This window comes from Brachybacterium horti (genome assembly GCF_054777615.1).
In genome coordinates this window covers 293,780-309,389 of the sequence record NZ_BAAHAM010000003.1, presented here as the reverse complement: position 1 = coordinate 309,389, position 15,610 = coordinate 293,780, and the positions used below count along the sequence as shown (strand labels likewise).

15 protein-coding genes are annotated in these 15,610 nt (G+C 74.1%); all 15 read left to right on the top strand.

Going from position 1 to position 15,610, the window contains the following annotated elements; all coding sequences use genetic code 11:
- The first annotated feature begins 1 nt into the window (after position 1).
- The 15 genes from ACYVAP_RS10805 (at position 2) to ACYVAP_RS10735 (ending at position 15,545) form a co-directional block, all read left to right on the top strand.
- Complete coding sequence (locus ACYVAP_RS10805; protein WP_498860642.1) at positions 2-1,468, top strand: UDP-N-acetylmuramoyl-tripeptide--D-alanyl-D-alanine ligase; 1,467 nt, start codon at positions 2-4, stop codon at positions 1,466-1,468.
- On the top strand, positions 1,465-2,565 hold the full coding sequence (gene mraY, locus ACYVAP_RS10800) for a phospho-N-acetylmuramoyl-pentapeptide-transferase (RefSeq protein WP_264450427.1): 1,101 nt from the start codon (positions 1,465-1,467) through the stop codon (positions 2,563-2,565). The genes ACYVAP_RS10805 and mraY overlap by 4 nt, the downstream gene beginning before the upstream one ends.
- Positions 2,562-4,061, top strand: coding sequence for a Mur ligase family protein (gene murD / locus ACYVAP_RS10795; protein WP_498860641.1), 1,500 nt, complete (start codon positions 2,562-2,564; stop codon positions 4,059-4,061). The genes mraY and murD overlap by 4 nt, the downstream gene beginning before the upstream one ends.
- A complete protein-coding gene (ftsW, locus tag ACYVAP_RS10790) occupies positions 4,058-5,437 on the top strand; it encodes a peptidoglycan glycosyltransferase FtsW (RefSeq protein WP_498860640.1) in 1,380 nt (459 codons plus the stop codon). Before murD ends, ftsW begins: the two co-directional genes overlap by 4 nt.
- Entirely contained in the window at positions 5,434-6,519 is a 1,086-nt protein-coding gene (gene murG, locus ACYVAP_RS10785) for a UDP-N-acetylglucosamine--N-acetylmuramyl-(pentapeptide) pyrophosphoryl-undecaprenol N-acetylglucosamine transferase (protein WP_498860639.1), read from the top strand. Before ftsW ends, murG begins: the two co-directional genes overlap by 4 nt.
- Before the next feature lie 35 nt (positions 6,520-6,554).
- Positions 6,555-8,057 carry a UDP-N-acetylmuramate--L-alanine ligase gene (gene murC, locus ACYVAP_RS10780; protein ID WP_498860638.1) on the top strand — a complete coding sequence of 501 codons (1,503 nt, stop codon included), beginning with the start codon at positions 6,555-6,557 and terminating at the stop codon, positions 8,055-8,057.
- A gap of 230 nt (positions 8,058-8,287) precedes the next feature.
- Positions 8,288-9,280, top strand: a complete 993-nt coding sequence (locus tag ACYVAP_RS10775; protein ID WP_498860637.1) for a cell division protein FtsQ/DivIB — start codon at positions 8,288-8,290, stop codon at positions 9,278-9,280.
- Between the two features lie 176 nt (positions 9,281-9,456).
- The gene (gene ftsZ / locus ACYVAP_RS10770; RefSeq protein ID WP_137771216.1) at positions 9,457-10,758 is read left to right on the top strand and encodes a cell division protein FtsZ; all 1,302 of its coding nucleotides are present in this window, start codon (positions 9,457-9,459) and stop codon (positions 10,756-10,758) included.
- Positions 10,755-11,489: a purine nucleoside phosphorylase YfiH/LACC1 family protein gene (gene pgeF / locus ACYVAP_RS10765; RefSeq protein WP_498860636.1), complete on the top strand. Its 735-nt coding sequence runs from the start codon at positions 10,755-10,757 to the stop codon at positions 11,487-11,489. Before ftsZ ends, pgeF begins: the two co-directional genes overlap by 4 nt.
- Before the next feature lie 167 nt (positions 11,490-11,656).
- Entirely contained in the window at positions 11,657-12,139 is a 483-nt protein-coding gene (locus ACYVAP_RS10760; protein ID WP_137771214.1) for a cell division protein SepF, read from the top strand.
- Between the two features lie 6 nt (positions 12,140-12,145).
- Positions 12,146-12,436 carry a YggT family protein gene (locus ACYVAP_RS10755; protein WP_137771213.1) on the top strand — a complete coding sequence of 97 codons (291 nt, stop codon included), beginning with the start codon at positions 12,146-12,148 and terminating at the stop codon, positions 12,434-12,436.
- A gap of 82 nt (positions 12,437-12,518) precedes the next feature.
- The gene (locus tag ACYVAP_RS10750) at positions 12,519-13,241 is read left to right on the top strand and encodes a DivIVA domain-containing protein (RefSeq protein WP_498860635.1); all 723 of its coding nucleotides are present in this window, start codon (positions 12,519-12,521) and stop codon (positions 13,239-13,241) included.
- Positions 13,238-13,846, top strand: coding sequence for a signal peptidase II (gene lspA, locus ACYVAP_RS10745; RefSeq protein ID WP_264450419.1), 609 nt, complete (start codon positions 13,238-13,240; stop codon positions 13,844-13,846). The genes ACYVAP_RS10750 and lspA overlap by 4 nt, the downstream gene beginning before the upstream one ends.
- Positions 13,843-14,772, top strand: a complete 930-nt coding sequence (locus ACYVAP_RS10740) for an RluA family pseudouridine synthase (protein ID WP_498860634.1) — start codon at positions 13,843-13,845, stop codon at positions 14,770-14,772. The genes lspA and ACYVAP_RS10740 overlap by 4 nt, the downstream gene beginning before the upstream one ends.
- A 26-nt stretch (positions 14,773-14,798) precedes the next feature.
- Positions 14,799-15,545, top strand: a complete 747-nt coding sequence (locus tag ACYVAP_RS10735; RefSeq protein ID WP_498860633.1) for a hypothetical protein — start codon at positions 14,799-14,801, stop codon at positions 15,543-15,545.
- The last annotated feature ends 65 nt before the right edge of the window (positions 15,546-15,610 follow it).

Here is a 15,610-nt window from a genome sequence, read left to right as displayed (position 1 = left end):
CATGCTCGAGACCACCTCCCGCGACATCGCGGGCATCACCGGGGGCCGCCTCGTGGGCGGGGCCACCGGCGAGGAGACGGTCACCGGCGAGGCCCGGATCGACTCCCGCGAGGTCGCCGCCGGCGACCTCTTCGCCGCCTTCGACGGCGAGCACGTCGACGGCCACGGCTTCCTCTCCCGTGCGCATGCCGCCGGCGCCGCGCTCTCCCTCGTCTCCCGGGAGACCGACGGCGAGCAGTCCGTGCCTGCCGTGCTCGTCCCGGACGTCGGCGAGGCGCTCTCGGCCCTCGCCCGCGCCCAGCTCGAGCGCGCCCGCGCCGAGCGCGAGGACCTCGTGGTGCTCGCGGTCACCGGCAGCGCCGGCAAGACCAGCACCAAGGACCTCCTGCGCCGTGTGCTCGGGACCGCCGGGGAGGTCGTCGCGACCCATGCGAGCCTCAACAACGAGCTGGGCCTGCCGCTCACGGTGCTCCGACTCACCCCGACCACGCGCTTCCTCGTGCTCGAGATGGGCGCGCGCGGCATCGGCCACCTCACGCACCTCACCGGGATCGCCCGGCCCGACGTCTCTCTCGTGCTGAACGTGGGCAGCGCCCACCTCGGCGAGTTCGGCGGGGTCGAGAACATCGCCGTCGCCAAGGGCGAGCTCGTCGAGGCCCTCGCGCCCGAGGGGCGCGCCGTGCTGAACGCCGAGGACCCGCGCGTCGCCGCCATGGCCGCCCGCAGCCAGGCCCCCGTGACCACCTGGGGCTTCGCCTCCGGTGACGTGCGCGGCGCCGCGCTCGGCCTCGACGAGGACGCCCGCATCAAGTTCACCCTCGAGGTCCCGGAGGGGCTCACCCGCCTGGACGGCTCGACCGTCCCCGCCGGGTCCTTCCCGGTCCGGCCCGACCTCCTCGGCGAGCACCAGGCCGCGAACGTCCTCGCCGCGCTCACCGGCGCGCTCGTCGCCGGCGCCGATCCGGCCGCGGCGACCGCCGCCCTCGAGGGCGCGCGCCTGGACTCCGGCCAGCGCATGGAGGTCCATCGCGCCGGCGGGGCCATGATCATCGACGACGCCTACAACGCGAACCCCGACTCCATGCGGCAGGCGCTCAAGACGCTCGCGCACCTCGGTCGCGGGCACCGCACGATCGCCGTCCTCGGCGAGATGCTCGAGCTCGGCCCGGACGGCGTGCGCCTGCACGACGAGATCGGCCGGCTCGTGGTGCGCCTGAACATCAGCCAGCTGTACGTGGTGGGGGACGGCGCCGCCGCGATCCATCACGGCGCGAGCCTCGAGGGCAGCTTCGGCGGGGAGTCCGAGTACCTGGACACGGTCGAGGAGGCCATCGCTGTGCTAGAACGGGAGGTGGCGCCCGGTGACGTGGTGCTGCTGAAGTCGTCCCGGGACGCCGGCCTGCGCCGGATCACCCCGCCCCTGCTCGAGCACCTCGCGCAGCCCGTCCACGGAGGAGTCCAGGAATGATCGCGATCATCATCGCGGGGGCCCTCGGTCTGGCGCTCTCCGGCCTCGGCACCCCGCTGTACATCAAGCTGCTCGTCAAGCGCGGCTACGGCCAGTTCATCCGTGACGACGGCCCCACCTCGCACGCCACGAAGCGCGGCACCCCCACGATGGGCGGCGTGGCGATCATCCTCGCGACGCTGCTCGCCTACGGAATCACCCACCTCGTGCTGTGGACCAGCCCCTCCATCACCGTCGGCCTCGTGCTGCTGCTCATGGTGGGCCTCGGGATCGTCGGCTTCCTCGACGACTACATCAAGATCTCCCGCCAGCGGAGCCTGGGCCTCACCGCCCGCGCGAAGCTCATCGGCCAGTTCGTCGTCGCGACCGGCTTCGCGGTGCTCGCGCTGCTGTTCGCGGACTCCGACGGCAACGCCCCCGCCTCCTCGGCGATCTCCTTCGTCCGGGACATCCCCTGGCTGGACCTCGCCTTCGGCGGCACCGTCGTCGGCTTCATCCTCTTCGCGATCTGGGCGAACTTCCTGGTCGCGGCCTGGTCCAACGGGGTGAACCTCACCGACGGCCTCGACGGCCTCGCGAGCGGCGCGACGATCCTGTTCACCGCCGCGTACCTCATCATCTCGTTCTGGCAGTGGCGCCAGGTGTGCAACGTCGACCTCGAGGCCGGCGGCCTCGTGCACTGCTACGGCGCCCGCGACCCGCTCGACACGGCGGTGCTGTGCGCGGCGATCATCGGCGCCCTCGTCGGCTTCCTGTGGTGGAACACCTCGCCCGCGAAGATCTTCATGGGCGACACCGGCTCCCTCGCCCTGGGGGGCGCCCTCGCCGGCCTGACGATCGTCACCCGCACCGAGATCCTCGGCGCGATCATCGGCGGTCTCTTCGTCATCATCTCGCTGTCCGTGATCATCCAGGTCACGAGCTTCAAGCTCACCGGGAAGCGCGTGTTCCGGATGGCACCGCTGCAGCACCACTTCGAGCTCAAGGGCTGGAACGAGGTGACGATCGTGGTCCGCTTCTGGATCGTGGCCGGCATCCTCGCGGGCGTGGGCCTCGGGATCTTCTACCTCGACGCGCTGCCGGGGCTCGCCTCGTGACCGCCCTGCCCGCCGTCGAAGACCGCCCCTGGCCCGGACTCGACATCAGCGGCGTGCGCGTGCTCGTCGCCGGCTTCGGGGTCTCCGGCTACGCGGTCGCGGACCAGACCATGCAGCGCGGCGCCCAGGTGCTCGTCGTGGACGGGAAGGACACCGAGGAGGTGCGCGAGCGCGCCCGCATCCTCGAGGTCCTCGGCGTCGAGGTGCGCCTCGGCGCGGAGCACACCACGGCGCTGCCCGCCGATCGCGAGATCGACCTCGTCGTCACCTCACCCGGCTGGCGCCCCGAGCAGCCGCTGCTCGCCGCGGCCGCCGCGGCCGGCATCCCCGTGTGGAGCGAGATCGAGCTCGCCCGCCGCATGCAGGCGGCGGACGGCCCCGCATGGCTCGGCATCACCGGCACCAACGGCAAGACCACCACGGTCACGATGCTCGAGTCGATCCTCCGGGCGGCCGGGCTGCGCGCGGTCGCCTGCGGGAACGTGGGACTCCCGGTCATCGAGGCGGCGCTGGACCCCGAGGGCTTCGACGTGCTCGCCCTCGAGCTCTCGAGCTTCCAGCTGCACTGGACGGAGCACCTCGACTGCGAGGCCGCGACGATCCTCAACGTGAGCGACGACCACCTCGACTGGCACGGCGGCGCGGAGGGCTACGCCCGCGCCAAGGGCCGCATCTACGACCAGGTGCGCACCGCCTGCGTGTACTCCGTCGCCGATCCCGTGACGCTGCAGCTCGTGGAGGACGCGGACGTCGTCGACGGCGCCCGCGCGATCGGCGTGACCCTCGGCGCCCCCGGGCCCTCGGAGCTCGGTGTCGTCGACGGGCTGCTCGTGGATCGCGCCTTCGTGGAGAACCGACGCACCCATGCCGCGGAGCTCGCCTCCCTCGAGGATCTCGCGCACCTGGGCGCGCACGGCGCACCGCCGCACGTGGTGCTCGACGCCCTGCACGCCGCGGCCCTCGCGCGCGCCCACGGGGTGCCCGCCCACGCCGTGCGCGACGGCCTGCGCGCCTACCGCCTGGGCCGACACCGCGCGGAGACGATCGCCCGGGTCGACGACGTGGTCTACGTCGACGACACGAAGGCGACGAACCCTGCGGCGGCGCAGGCCTCCCTCGCCGCCGCCGAGCGGATCGTCTGGATCGCGGGCGGCGACACCAAGGGGGCCGACGTCGACGCGCTCGTGTCCCGCGCCGCATCGCGGCTCGTGGGCGCGGTGCTGCTGGGCCGTGACGCGACCCCCTTCCTCGAGGCCCTCGCCCGACACGCGCCCGAGGTCCCCGTGGTCCGCGTCGAGGCGGGTGACACTGGAGCCGTCGCCGCTCGCGAGCGCCTCATGGAGGAGGCGGTGGGACACGCCCATCGCCTCGCCTCCGCCGGGGACGTCGTGCTGCTGGCGCCCGCCGCCGCCTCCATCGACCAGTTCCGTGACTACGCGGAGCGGGGGGATCTCTTCGCGGCGGCCGTGTCCCGACTGCCAGGAGAGCACCGATGACCATGCAGGAGTCACGTCGCTCCACGCGGGTCGTGCGCCCCGACGAGGAGCAGCCGCTCGGCAGCATCGGCTCCCGCGTCAAGGAGGGCGTGGGCAGCTGGCTGAAGTCCCCGGCCCTCGACTTCTACGGCCTGATCGTGGTGGGCGCGCTGCTCATCGGGGTGGGCCTCGTGATGGTGCTGTCCTCCTCGGCCGTCATCAACATCTCCAAGGGACTGTCCGGCTACGCGGGACTGTTCCGCCAGGGCACCTTCGCGATCCTCGGACTCGTGGTGCTCGTGGTGGCCGCGCTGCTCCCGCCCTCCTTCTTCCGGCGGGCGGCCTGGCCGCTGCTGTTCCTGGGCCTCGTGCTGCAGTCGCTCGTGCACACGCCGCTCGGCATCGGCAAGGACGGCAACACGAACTGGATCCTCATCGGCGGGCAGACCCTCCAGCCCTCGGAGTTCCTCAAGCTCGCCCTCGCCGTGTGGCTCGGCGCGGTGCTCTCGACCAAGCAGAAGCTGCTGAACCAGCCCTTCCACCTCGCGATCCCGATGGTGCCCGGCGTGATCGCCGCCCTGGGGCTCGTGCTCTCCGGCCACGACCTGGGCACCGCCCTGGTCATGGCGATGCTCGTCGCCGGCGCCGTCTGGGTCTCCGGGGCGCCGCGGCGCTGGTTCGCCCTCGCCGCGGGCCTGGGCCTCGTCGGCGTGCTCGCGCTGACGTTCACGAGCGCGAACCGCATGCACCGCATCGGCAACTGGCTCACCGGCACCTGCGAGAACGACAGCTGCTACCAGTCCGACCAGGGCCTCGCCGCCCTCGCGGGAGGCGGCTGGTGGGGCGTCGGCATCGGCGAGTCCCGCCAGAAGTGGGGCCTGCTCCCCGCCGCGCAGGACGACTACATCTTCGCGATCATCGGCGAGGAGCTGGGCCTGATCGGCACGCTCGGCGTGCTCGCGCTGTTCACCGCGCTCGCCCTGTTCATGTTCCGCATGATCACCCGCATCGACGACCGCTTCCAGCAGGTCACCGTGGCCGGCATCAGCTGCTGGCTGCTCGGCCAGGCCTTCGTCAACATGATGGTGGTGACCGGACTGCTGCCCGTGCTGGGTGTGCCGCTGCCGTTCATCTCCTCGGGCGGCTCCGCCCTCATCGCCTCCATGGCCGCGCTCGGCGTGCTGATCTCCTTCGCCCGCCGCGAGCCCGGGGCGGCCGAGGCGATCAGCGCCCGGATCGGCGTGGTGCGCCGCTCCACGAGCGTGCTCCCCGCCCCGCGTGATGCGAGCGCGGGCAGCTCGCGCCGCGGCCGCCGCGGCGCGGGCCGCCGCGGGTTCGCCCGCACCTCCCGCTCCGATGCGGGCTCCCGTCCCCGACCCCGGAAGGGCTCCCGATGACCCGCGCACCCCGCGTGCTCCTCGCCGGCGGCGGCAGCGCCGGCCACGTCTCCCCGCTGCTCGCGACCGCCGCGCAGATCGCCGAGCAGAGCCCGGAGACCGAGATCCTCGTCCTCGGCACGGCCGACGGCCTCGAGGCGGATCTCGTCCCCGCCGCGGGCCTCGAGCTCGCCACGATCGAGAAGGTGCCCTTCCCGCGCCGCCCGAACGGCGCCGCGCTGCGCTTCCCCGGCCGCTTCTCCGGCACCCTCCGGCGCGTCCGCGCGCTCATGGAGGAGCGGGGGACGGACGTCGTCGTCGGGTTCGGCGGCTACGTCTGCCCGCCCGCCTACCTCGCGGCCGCCCGCTCGCGGGTGCCGCTCGTCGTGCACGAGGCGAACCGCAGACCGGGCCTCGCGAACCGCCTGGGCGCCCGTCGCGCCGCCGCCGTGCTCACCGCCTTCCCCGGATCGACCCTGCCCGGCGCCCGCCGCATCGGCATGCCCATGCGCGAGGGCATCGCCCACCTGGACCGCGCCGCGCACCGCGCCGGGGCGCGGGAGCGGCTGGGCCTGGACCCCGAGCGCCCCGCCCTGCTCGTCACGGGTGGTTCCCTCGGCGCCCAGCGGCTGAACGAGCAGGTCGCCGCCGCCGCGCAGGACGTGCTCGACGCGGGCGCGCAGATCCTCCACGTGACCGGCAGGGGCAAGACCGCCTGCGTCCGGGAGCGGCCCGGCTACCGCGTCCTCGAGTACGTCTCCGCGATGGAGGACGCCTACGCCGCCGTGGACCTCGCCCTCACCCGCTCCGGGGCGGGCACCGTCAGCGAGCTCACGGCCGTGGGCCTGCCCTCGGTGCTCGTGCCGCTGCCGATCGGCAACGGCGAGCAGGCGCTCAACGGCGAGGACGTCGTCGCCGCCGGCGGCGCGCTCATGGTCCCCGACGCTCAGCTCGATGCCGCGTACCTGCGTGACCAGGTGCTGCCCCTGCTCCTGGACCAGGACCGGCTCTCGACGATGGCGGATGCCGCGCGCGGATTCGGCATCACCGATGCCGCCGAGGTGCTGGCGGAGATCGTGATCAGCGCCGCACGCCGCGCCTGAGCGGCGGCCCGCGCGGCGCGGATTACGGTGGGTCCATGACCTCCGCGGCCCCTTCCCCTCGCACCGTCCTGCGCCCCGGGGCGGTGATCTCCCAGCCGGCATGGCCGGAGGGTGAGGTCCGCTCCGTGCACGTCGTGAGGATCGGTGGGGCGGGGATGTCCGCCGTCGCCCGGCTCGCCCTCGAGGCGGGGCTCGCGGTGAGCGGCTCCGACTCCCAGGACGGCCAGTTCATCGCGCCGCTGCGCGAGGCCGGGGCACGCATCGGCATCGGCTTCGACGCCGAGCTCATCGCACCGGACTGCGACCTCGTCATCGTCTCCACCGCCGTGCGGGCGGACAATCCCGAGATCATCGCCGCCCACGAGCGCGGCATCGCCGTGATCCATCGCGCGGCGGGCCTCGCCGGTCTGCTCGACTCCCGGGACGTCGTCGCGATCGCCGGCACCCACGGGAAGACCTCGACCACGGGCCTCGCCGTCAGCGCCCTGCGCGGCGCGGGCCACGATCCCGCCTGGGCGCTCGGCGCGGCGGTGCCGGACCTGGGCCGCAACGCGGGCTTCGCGGCGGATCCGGCGACCGGTGCGAGCGCGGGGGAGTCCCTCGCGGTCGTCGAGGCCGACGAGTCCGACGGCTCCTTCCTCGCCTTCCGCCCGCGGGCGCTCGTCGTGACGAACCTCGAGGCCGATCATCTCGACTTCCACGGCGACGAGGAGACCCTGATCGCCGCCTTCGACGCCGTGACCGAGCAGATCGTCGAAGGCGGCGCGCTCGTGGTGTGCGGCGACGACCCGGGCGCTCGCGCGCTCGGGGAGCGCGCCGCAGCCCGCGGCACGCGGGTGCTCTCCTACGGCACCGCCGCGGGGTCCGACTGGCGCATCGTCACGGAGACGCCGGGGGAGCGCGGCGCCCGCGCCGAGGTGGAGAGCCCGCGGGGCCCGCTGCTGCTGGACCTCGCCGTCGCCGGGCACCACAACGTGCTCAACGCCGTGGGCGCCCTCGCGGCCGCCGCCGAGGCGGACCCGGAGTCGCCGCTCCCGCAGCTCGCCGCCGGGCTCGGCACCTTCACGGGTGCGTCCCGCCGCTTCGACGTCGCCGGGACCGTCGCCGGCGTGACCGTCGTCGACGACTACGCCCACCATCCCCGCGAGGTCGCCGCGACGCTCGCCGCCGCCCGCGGCATCGTCGAGGGCGCCGGGCACGGGGGCCGGGTGCTCGCCGTCTTCCAGCCGCATCTGTACTCCCGCACCCGCAGCTTCGCCGGGGACTTCGCCGCCGCCCTCGGCGCCGCGGACCTCGCCTGGGTGCTGCCCGTCTACGGCGCCCGCGAGGATCCCGTCCCGGGGATCGACCAGCGCACGATCACCGACCTCGCCCCGGCCGGGACGCTCACGCCGCTGGAGGCTCGCGAGGAGGCCGCCGGGCAGGTCGCCGGCGCGGCCCGCGAGGGCGACCTCGTCCTCATGCTCGGCGCGGGCGACGTGGTCGAGCTGACCTCCGGCGTGCTCGCCGCCCTCGAGCAGAGCGCGCAGGAGCGCTGATGGCCCGACGTCCCTCGGCCCCGCGACCCGCCGCGCCGCGCACTCCGGCCTCGCGGTCCGGGGCTTCGCGTCCCGCCGCGCCCGGTGCTGAGTCCCCGCGTCCTGGGACGCCGCGACCCTCGTCCTCGACGGCGCCGTCGGCCCCGTCCCCGTCGGCCTCGCGCACGTCCGCCGCATCGGCGACCTCGGCGGCCTCGCCCGCGGAGCCCGCGGGCACGGACCGTCCGGTCGTGAGGACCGCGGGCGACGCACGCTCCACGACCGGGGCCTCCCGCCCCGGGCGGGCCCGACGCTCGCCGTCCGGCACGAGCCGTCGGCCCTCGGGCGGTCCCTCCTCGTCGCGGCCCGCGGCCCGCGCCGGCGGGTCCGATGATGCCGCCGCTCCTGCACCCCGCGGAGGGGGACGGGCCGTCGGCCGGCCCCGCACGGAGGACCGCACCGCGACGTCGGAGCAGACCACCCGGCAGTCCGGCCGCGCCGGCGGCGTGATCCAGGCGGCGGACCGCTTCCGCGACCTCGTCCGCGCGCGGCCCTGGCGTCGCCGGCGTCGCGCGATCCTCGTGACCGCCGCGATCGTCGTGGCGCTGCTCGTGATCGCGCTCGTCGCGGCCGTGACGCTGCCGGCGCTCTCCGTGCGGCAGGTGCAGGTCGAGGGCCTCGGCTACGTGCAGGAGTCGGCCGTCGACGAGGCGGTCGAGCCCTTCCGGGGTGACAGCGTGCTGCTGCTCGGCACCGGCGCCGTGGAGTCCGCGGTGGAGGAGGTGCCCGGGGTCGCGACCGCCGAGGTGCACCGCTCCTGGCCGGACGGCATGAGCATCACCGTCACCGAGCGCACGGCGATCGCGAGCGTCACCCAGCAGGACGGCGCGACCGTGCTGCTCGACGCCGAGGGGACCGAGCTGCCCGAGGGGGCGGGGGAGGGCGCCTCGCCCGTCCCGCTCACGGTCGCGGCCGACGCCGCCGATCCCGACGGCGCGCAGGCGGCGATGATCGACGTCCTCGCCCAGATGCCGAGCTCGCTGCGCAAGGGCATGACCGGGATGACGGCCTCCTCCCCGAGCGACGTCTCCTTCACGCTCGAGCTCGAGGACGGCGGCACGAAGACGATCGTGTGGGGCGATGCGGCGGACGCCGATCTCAAGGCGGACGTCGTCCGGGCGCTGCTCGCCGAGCCCGGATCCGAGATCGACGTGTCCTCGCCGGTCGCCCCGGTGACCCGCTGACGTGAGACTCGTCCGTTCCCGCGCACGACACGCGGGTGCGGTCGTTGCGCCGGGACGGGAGGGTCCCTAGCGTCGAAGGGACGGAGAGGCGCCCCGATCCTCGAACCTCAGGTGGAGGTTGAGGGTTGAGGGTTCGGCCCTCTCGGCAGGCGAACGACAAAGAGCAAGGACCAAACGTGGCCGGAACCCAGATCTCCCTCGCAGTCATCAAGGTCGTCGGTGTCGGCGGCGGCGGCGTGAACGCCGTCAACCGCATGATCGAATCCGGCCTCAAGGGCGTCGAGTTCATCGCCATCAACACCGATGCGCAGGCCCTCCTCATGTCCGATGCGGACGTCAAGCTCGACGTCGGCAAGGAGATCACGCGCGGCCTCGGCGCCGGCGCGGACCCGGAGGTCGGCAAGAAGGCCGCCGAGGACCACGCCGAGGAGATCGAGGAGGTCCTCCGCGGGGCCGACATGGTCTTCGTGACGGCCGGCGAGGGCGGCGGCACCGGCACCGGCGGCGCCCCCGTCGTCGCGAGCATCGCCCGCAGCCTCGGCGCGCTGACCATCGGCGTGGTCACCCGCCCCTTCACCTTCGAGGGCCGCCGCCGCGCGACCCAGGCCGAGTCGGGCATCGCGGCCCTCCAGGCCGAGGTCGACACGCTCATCGTGATCCCCAACGACCGCCTGCTGTCGATCGCCGACAAGGCCGTCTCGATGCTCGACGCCTTCAAGAGCGCGGACCAGGTCCTGCTCTCCGGTGTCCAGGGCATCACGGACCTCATCACCACGCCGGGTCTGATCAACCTCGACTTCGCGGACGTCAAGTCCGTCATGCAGGGCGCCGGCAGCGCCCTCATGGGCATCGGCTCCGCCCGCGGCGAGGACCGTGCGCTGCAGGCCGCCGAGCTCGCGGTCTCGAGCCCCCTGCTCGAGGCCTCGATCGACGGCGCCTACGGCGTGCTGCTCTCCATCCAGGGCGGCAGTGACCTCGGCCTCTACGAGGTCTCCGAGGCCGCCCGCCTGGTGCAGGAAGCCGCGCACCCGGACGCCAACATCATCTTCGGCTCCGTCATCGACGACGCCCTGGGCGACGAGGTCCGCGTGACCGTCATCGCCGCCGGCTTCGAGAGCGGCGGCCCGCGCCCCCGCCAGGAGTCCGCTCCCGTGGTCGCGCGCCCCGCTCCCCGTCAGGAGAAGGCCCCCGCGCCGCGCCCCGCGGTCACCGAGAGCCGCAGCGCGGCCCCGGCGGCCGGCGGCACCGGCACCGGGGCGTGGAACGCCCCGCAGCAGACCTTCACGCCCTCGGCCCGCTCCGCCTCGGAGCCCGAGACGGAGCAGTTCGACCCGGCCGAGGTCGAGGAGCAGGACGCCGTGCAGAGCAGCGAGCCCTCGCCCGCGCAGCCGGTCGCGCCGCAGCCCGCGCGCCCGCCGCGCATCGAGGAGCCGCCGGCGGACGACGACGACCTCGACCTCCCGTCCTTCCTGAAGTGACGACACCCCTCACGGCACGGGCCCCGCGACTTCGCGGGGCCCGTTCCCTGTTCACGGGGCGCGCGGGCGGGGTGAGCGGCGGCGACTTCGCCGGCCTCAACCTCGCCCGGCACGTGGGGGACGCCGAGGCGGACGTCGAGCGCAACCGTGCGCTGCTCGCCGCCGAGGTGGGACTGCCGCTCGCCTTCGTCGACCAGGTGCACTCACCGGACGTCCACGTCCTGCCCGCCTCCGGCCCGGTGCCGGTCGTCACGGCCGACGCCCTCGTGACCGACCGCCGCGACGTGGCGCTCGCGATCATGGTGGCGGACTGCCTGCCGGTGCTGCTCGTCGATCCCGACGCCGGGGTGATCGGCGCCGCCCACGCGGGCCGCCGCGGCCTCCTGGACGGCGTCCTGCAGGAGACCGTCCGCGCGATGGCCTCGCTCGGGGCCGTGCCCGCCTGGATCGGGGCGGCGATCGGCCCGTCGATCTGCGGGGCGTGCTACGAGGTCCCCGCCGCCATGCGCGAGGAGTCCGCGGCGCAGCTCCCCGAGCTCGCCGCGACGACGTCCTGGGGCACGCCGTCCCTCGACCTCACGGCCGGCGCGGTCGCCGCGCTCGTGGGCACCGGCGTCCCCGCCGCCGCCATCGAGGACCGGCACCCCTGCACCCTGGAGGACGAGGACTTCTTCTCCTACCGGCGCAGCGCCCGGACCGGGCGCCTCGCGGGCGTCATCGCCCGGGCGTGAGCACACGGGTGTGAGCACGAGCGCATGTCGCGGCTCGCGGCGACACGCCGTGCAGGTGCGCCGTGCCGGGAGGGCCCTGCGGTACGTTCGTCGCACAGGGCCCCCGCGCACTCCCCGTGCTTCCCCGGGGTCCAGGTCAGCGTGAACAACGAAGTGGGAGAACAGCCATGGGAACCTGGCGCAACGCCATGGTCGCACTCGGCCTCGCCAACGAGGTCGACGACGAGTACTACGAGGACGAGCGGGACGCCCGCGACGAGGCCGCACAGCCCCGCCGCACCGAGCGCACCCCCGAGCCTGCCCCCGCCCGGGAGGCCCAGGTCACCCCGATCCGTCAGCGGTCCGTCGTGACCGTGGCGCCTTCCGTGGAGGAGTCGATGCACCGCATCACCACGATCCACCCGCGTTCCTACAACGACGCGAAGGCCATCGGCGAGTCCTTCCGCGACGGCGTCCCCGTCATCGTGAACCTCTCCGACATGCAGGACGGCGACGCGAAGCGCATGGTCGACTTCTCCGCCGGTCTCGTGTTCGGCCTGCGCGGCACCATCGAGCGCGTGACGTCCAAGGTCTTCCTGCTCTCCCCGGAGTTCGTGGAGGTCGATGGCGACACCACGCCCGACGAGGGCAGCTTCTACAACCAGAGCTGACCCTCGATGGCCGTGATCGCAGGAGTGCTGTACATCGCACTCCTGCTCTACATGATCGTGCTCGTGGCGCGCCTGGTCCTGGAATGGATCCAGGCGTACTCGCGCGACTTCCGGCCGACCGGCCTCGTGCTGGTGCTGTTCGAGGTGGTGTACACGCTGACCGACCCTCCCGTGAAGGGTCTTCGCCGCCTCATCCCGCCCATCCGGCTCGGGGCGGTCTCCCTGGACCTCAGCCTCATGATCGTGCTCCTCGTGGGCTGGATCCTGCTGGGAGTCCTGGGACGCGTCGCGGTCTGACCGCGACGCCCTGCACGATCCGCTACTCTGTCCAGCAGCGCGCAAGCGCGTTCGGACCCAGACTGCAACGAGAAGGTGACCCATGGCTCTGATGCCCGATGACCTGCTGAACAAGCGGTTCACCCCGGTGCGGTTCTCCGAGGGCTACGACATGGACGAGGTGGACAACTTCCTCGACAATGACATCCTGCCGCGCCTGCAGGAGCTCATCGACGAGAACAGCCGGCTGACCAAGGAGCTCGAGGAGGCGCACAACCGCGTCGCCGAGCTCGAGTCCGCCCAGGCAGCCTCCACCGAGGTCCCGGCCGAGCAGGCCGAGGAGACCGCCGCCCCCGTCGCAGCCGTCGCGGAGACCCCCGAGGTCGACGAGACCGCCCCGCAGACGGTCGTGGACGAGGCCCCCTCGACCACCGAGACCGTCGCCGCCGAGCAGCCAGCGCCCGTGGTCGAGCAGCCCGCGGAGGCCCCGGCCGCCGCCGCCCCGGCGCCGACCGACGCCGCGGGCATCATCGCCCTCGCGAACCGCCTGCACGACGAGTACGTCAAGAACGGTGAGGACGAGCGCGACCGCCTCATCGCCGAGGCCAACGACGAGCACAAGCGCATCGTCGGCGAGGCCGAGGAGAAGTCGGCGAGCACCCTCGCGGCGCTCGAGAAGACCAAGGCGGATCTGGAGAAGTCGATCGAGGGTCTGCGCACCTTCGAGCGCGACTACCGCAACCGCCTGCGGAACTACCTCGAGAACCAGCTCCGCGACCTCGACACCGACGAGACGCAGGACAAGCAGGCGAACTTCGGCCTGTGAGCCAGCCCGCCTCCTCCTCGACGAGCGCCGGACCCGTGGGGTCCGGCGCTCGTCGCCGTGCGGGCCTCCCGCTGCCCGCAGTGCTCGCGATCGTCGTGCTGCTCGGCGCCGTGATCCTCGTGCTCGACCAGCTCTCGAAGAACTGGGCCGTCGCGAACCTGCCGCTCCTGGAGCCGCAGCCGTTCCTCGGTGAGCTCCTCCAGCTGACGCTGCTGTACAACACCGGCGCCGCCTGGGGCATGGGCGCGGAGATCACCCCCGTGGTCACCGTCCTGCAGATGGGCATCGCCGCCGGCGTCGTGGTCTTCGCCGTGAAGGCGGTGCGCTCGCCCTGGTACGCGATCGCCCTCGCCCTGATCCTCGGCGGGGCCCTCGGCAACATCCACGACCGCCTGCTGCGCGAGCCCGGCCCCTTCCACGGCGGCGTCGTCGACTTCCTCGAGCTGCCCCACTGGCCCGTCTTCAACGTCGCCGACATGGGCGTGGTGGGCGGCGCGGTGCTCGTCGTGCTGCTCGGCGTCCTCGGCGTCGCGACCGACCCCGGCGCCACGGACCGCGAGGACCACACGACCGAGGCCCCCGCGCCCGAGGAGGGCGAGGCGTGAGCAGCGAGCGCACGCTCCTGGTCCCGGACGGTCTCGCCGGCGACCGCGTGGACGCGGGGCTCTCCCGGATGCTGGGGCTCTCCCGCACCCGCGCCGCGGACCTCATCGACGCCGGCCACGTGGAGATCGACGGCAGCGCCGTCGCCTCCCGATCCGTGCGCCTCGAGCCCGGCATGATGCTCTTCGTGCACCTGCCGGACGAGGCGCCCGCCGTCGCGGTGCGCCCGCAGATCGCCCCCGGCATGAGCCTCGTCCACCAGGACGAGGACCTCGTCGTCGTCGACAAGCCTGTGGGCGTCGCCGCGCACCCGAGCGCCGGCTGGTCCGGCCCCACCGTGCTCGGGCACCTCGCCGCCGCCGGCGTCTCCATCCGCACGAGCGGCGACGCGGAGCGCCAGGGGATCGTCAGCCGTCTCGACGTGGGCACGAGCGGCCTCATGGTCGTCGCCCGCACCGAGCGCGCCTACACGACGCTCAAGGACGCCTTCCGGGCCCGTGAGGTCGGCAAGGTCTACCACGCGGTCTGCCAGGGCCGCCCGGATCGCGGCGCGGGCACGATCGAGGCGCCGATCGGGCGCTCCCCGCACCACGACTACAAGTTCGCGGTGCGCCAGGACGGCAAGCACTCGGTCACCCACTACTCGACGCTCGAGGAGCTCTCCGGCGCGACGCTGCTGCGGGTGAAGCTCGAGACCGGCCGCACGCACCAGATCCGCGTGCACATGGCCGCCCTGCACCACCCGCTCGTGGGGGACCCGCTCTACGGCGCCGATCCGACGCTCGCCGAGCGGGTGGGACTGCGGCGTCAGTGGCTGCACGCCATGGAGCTGACCTTCGTGCACCCCGTCTCCCGGGAGCAGGTCACCTTCTCCTCGCAGTACCCGAGCGATCTCCAGCACGCGCTCGACGCCCTGCGCGACGCCTGAGCCGCCCGGCCGGATACGGTCGACCCATGAGCCCCGCGAGCGAGAACCCGCAGCGCCCCTCCCGCGAACGCGCCCTCGAGCGGGCGGCGTTCCCCTGGTCCCGGGTGGCCGGTGTGCTGGGCCTGGACCCGGAGGAGGCGGAGCTCGCGCTCCGCGACGAGGACCGCACGCGTGAGGCGGTGCTCGCCGCGAGCCGCGCCCACCTCGCCGCGGACGACGACCGCCGGGCGGGCCGCGTGCCGGACACCGCCATCGCCGCCCATCCGGACTTCCCGACCGGGATGGGCATGAGCCTCATCGGCGCCGGCGTGCTGTGGGAGGTCACGGACCTCGTGCCGCAGATCGCCCTGCGCGTCGCGAAGGACCATCACGAGGACGGCGACGAGGAGCTCGCCGCGAGCTTCGCGGCGATGGTGGCCGAGTTCGCCCGGCCCCCGGAGGACGACGCCATCGCCTGGGCGGCGCAGTCGCTGCTCGTGGACGTGTTCACCCGCGCCGGCAGCCCCGACCGGGCGGACGCCCTCGCCCGGGACCTCGCCGCGCACGCCGTGCCCCTGGACCTGTGGCGGGACGACGACCCCGCCCTCCCGGACGACTCCCTGGCCTGGCACGGCGGCGCCTTCGTCGAGGGCATGCCGCCCCGCCGCGACGGTCGCGCCCTCACCTTCGAGGAGGCCGCCGACTACGTCGACTCCCTGCTCACGGACAGCCTGCGCGAGCGCGAGGCCGAGGGCGACGGTGCCGGGGACGGCCCGGGCGAGCGCCCGGCCTGATCCCCGTCCCGGCCCGTCGGACGCCGCCCCCAGGAGCCGCCGCCGAACGCCCCGCGGGCCCCGGG

Coding starts and splice junctions, on each gene's coding strand:
- ACYVAP_RS10805 (WP_498860642.1), top strand. CDS start 2: ATGCTCGAGACCACCTCCCGCGACATCGCGGGCATCACCGGGGGCCGC.
- mraY (WP_264450427.1), top strand. CDS start 1,465: ATGATCGCGATCATCATCGCGGGGGCCCTCGGTCTGGCGCTCTCCGGC.
- ftsW (WP_498860640.1), top strand. CDS start 4,058: ATGACCATGCAGGAGTCACGTCGCTCCACGCGGGTCGTGCGCCCCGAC.
- murG (WP_498860639.1), top strand. CDS start 5,434: ATGACCCGCGCACCCCGCGTGCTCCTCGCCGGCGGCGGCAGCGCCGGC.
- murC (WP_498860638.1), top strand. CDS start 6,555: ATGACCTCCGCGGCCCCTTCCCCTCGCACCGTCCTGCGCCCCGGGGCG.
- ACYVAP_RS10760 (WP_137771214.1), top strand. CDS start 11,657: ATGGGAACCTGGCGCAACGCCATGGTCGCACTCGGCCTCGCCAACGAG.
- ACYVAP_RS10755 (WP_137771213.1), top strand. CDS start 12,146: ATGGCCGTGATCGCAGGAGTGCTGTACATCGCACTCCTGCTCTACATG.
- ACYVAP_RS10750 (WP_498860635.1), top strand. CDS start 12,519: ATGGCTCTGATGCCCGATGACCTGCTGAACAAGCGGTTCACCCCGGTG.
- ACYVAP_RS10735 (WP_498860633.1), top strand. CDS start 14,799: ATGAGCCCCGCGAGCGAGAACCCGCAGCGCCCCTCCCGCGAACGCGCC.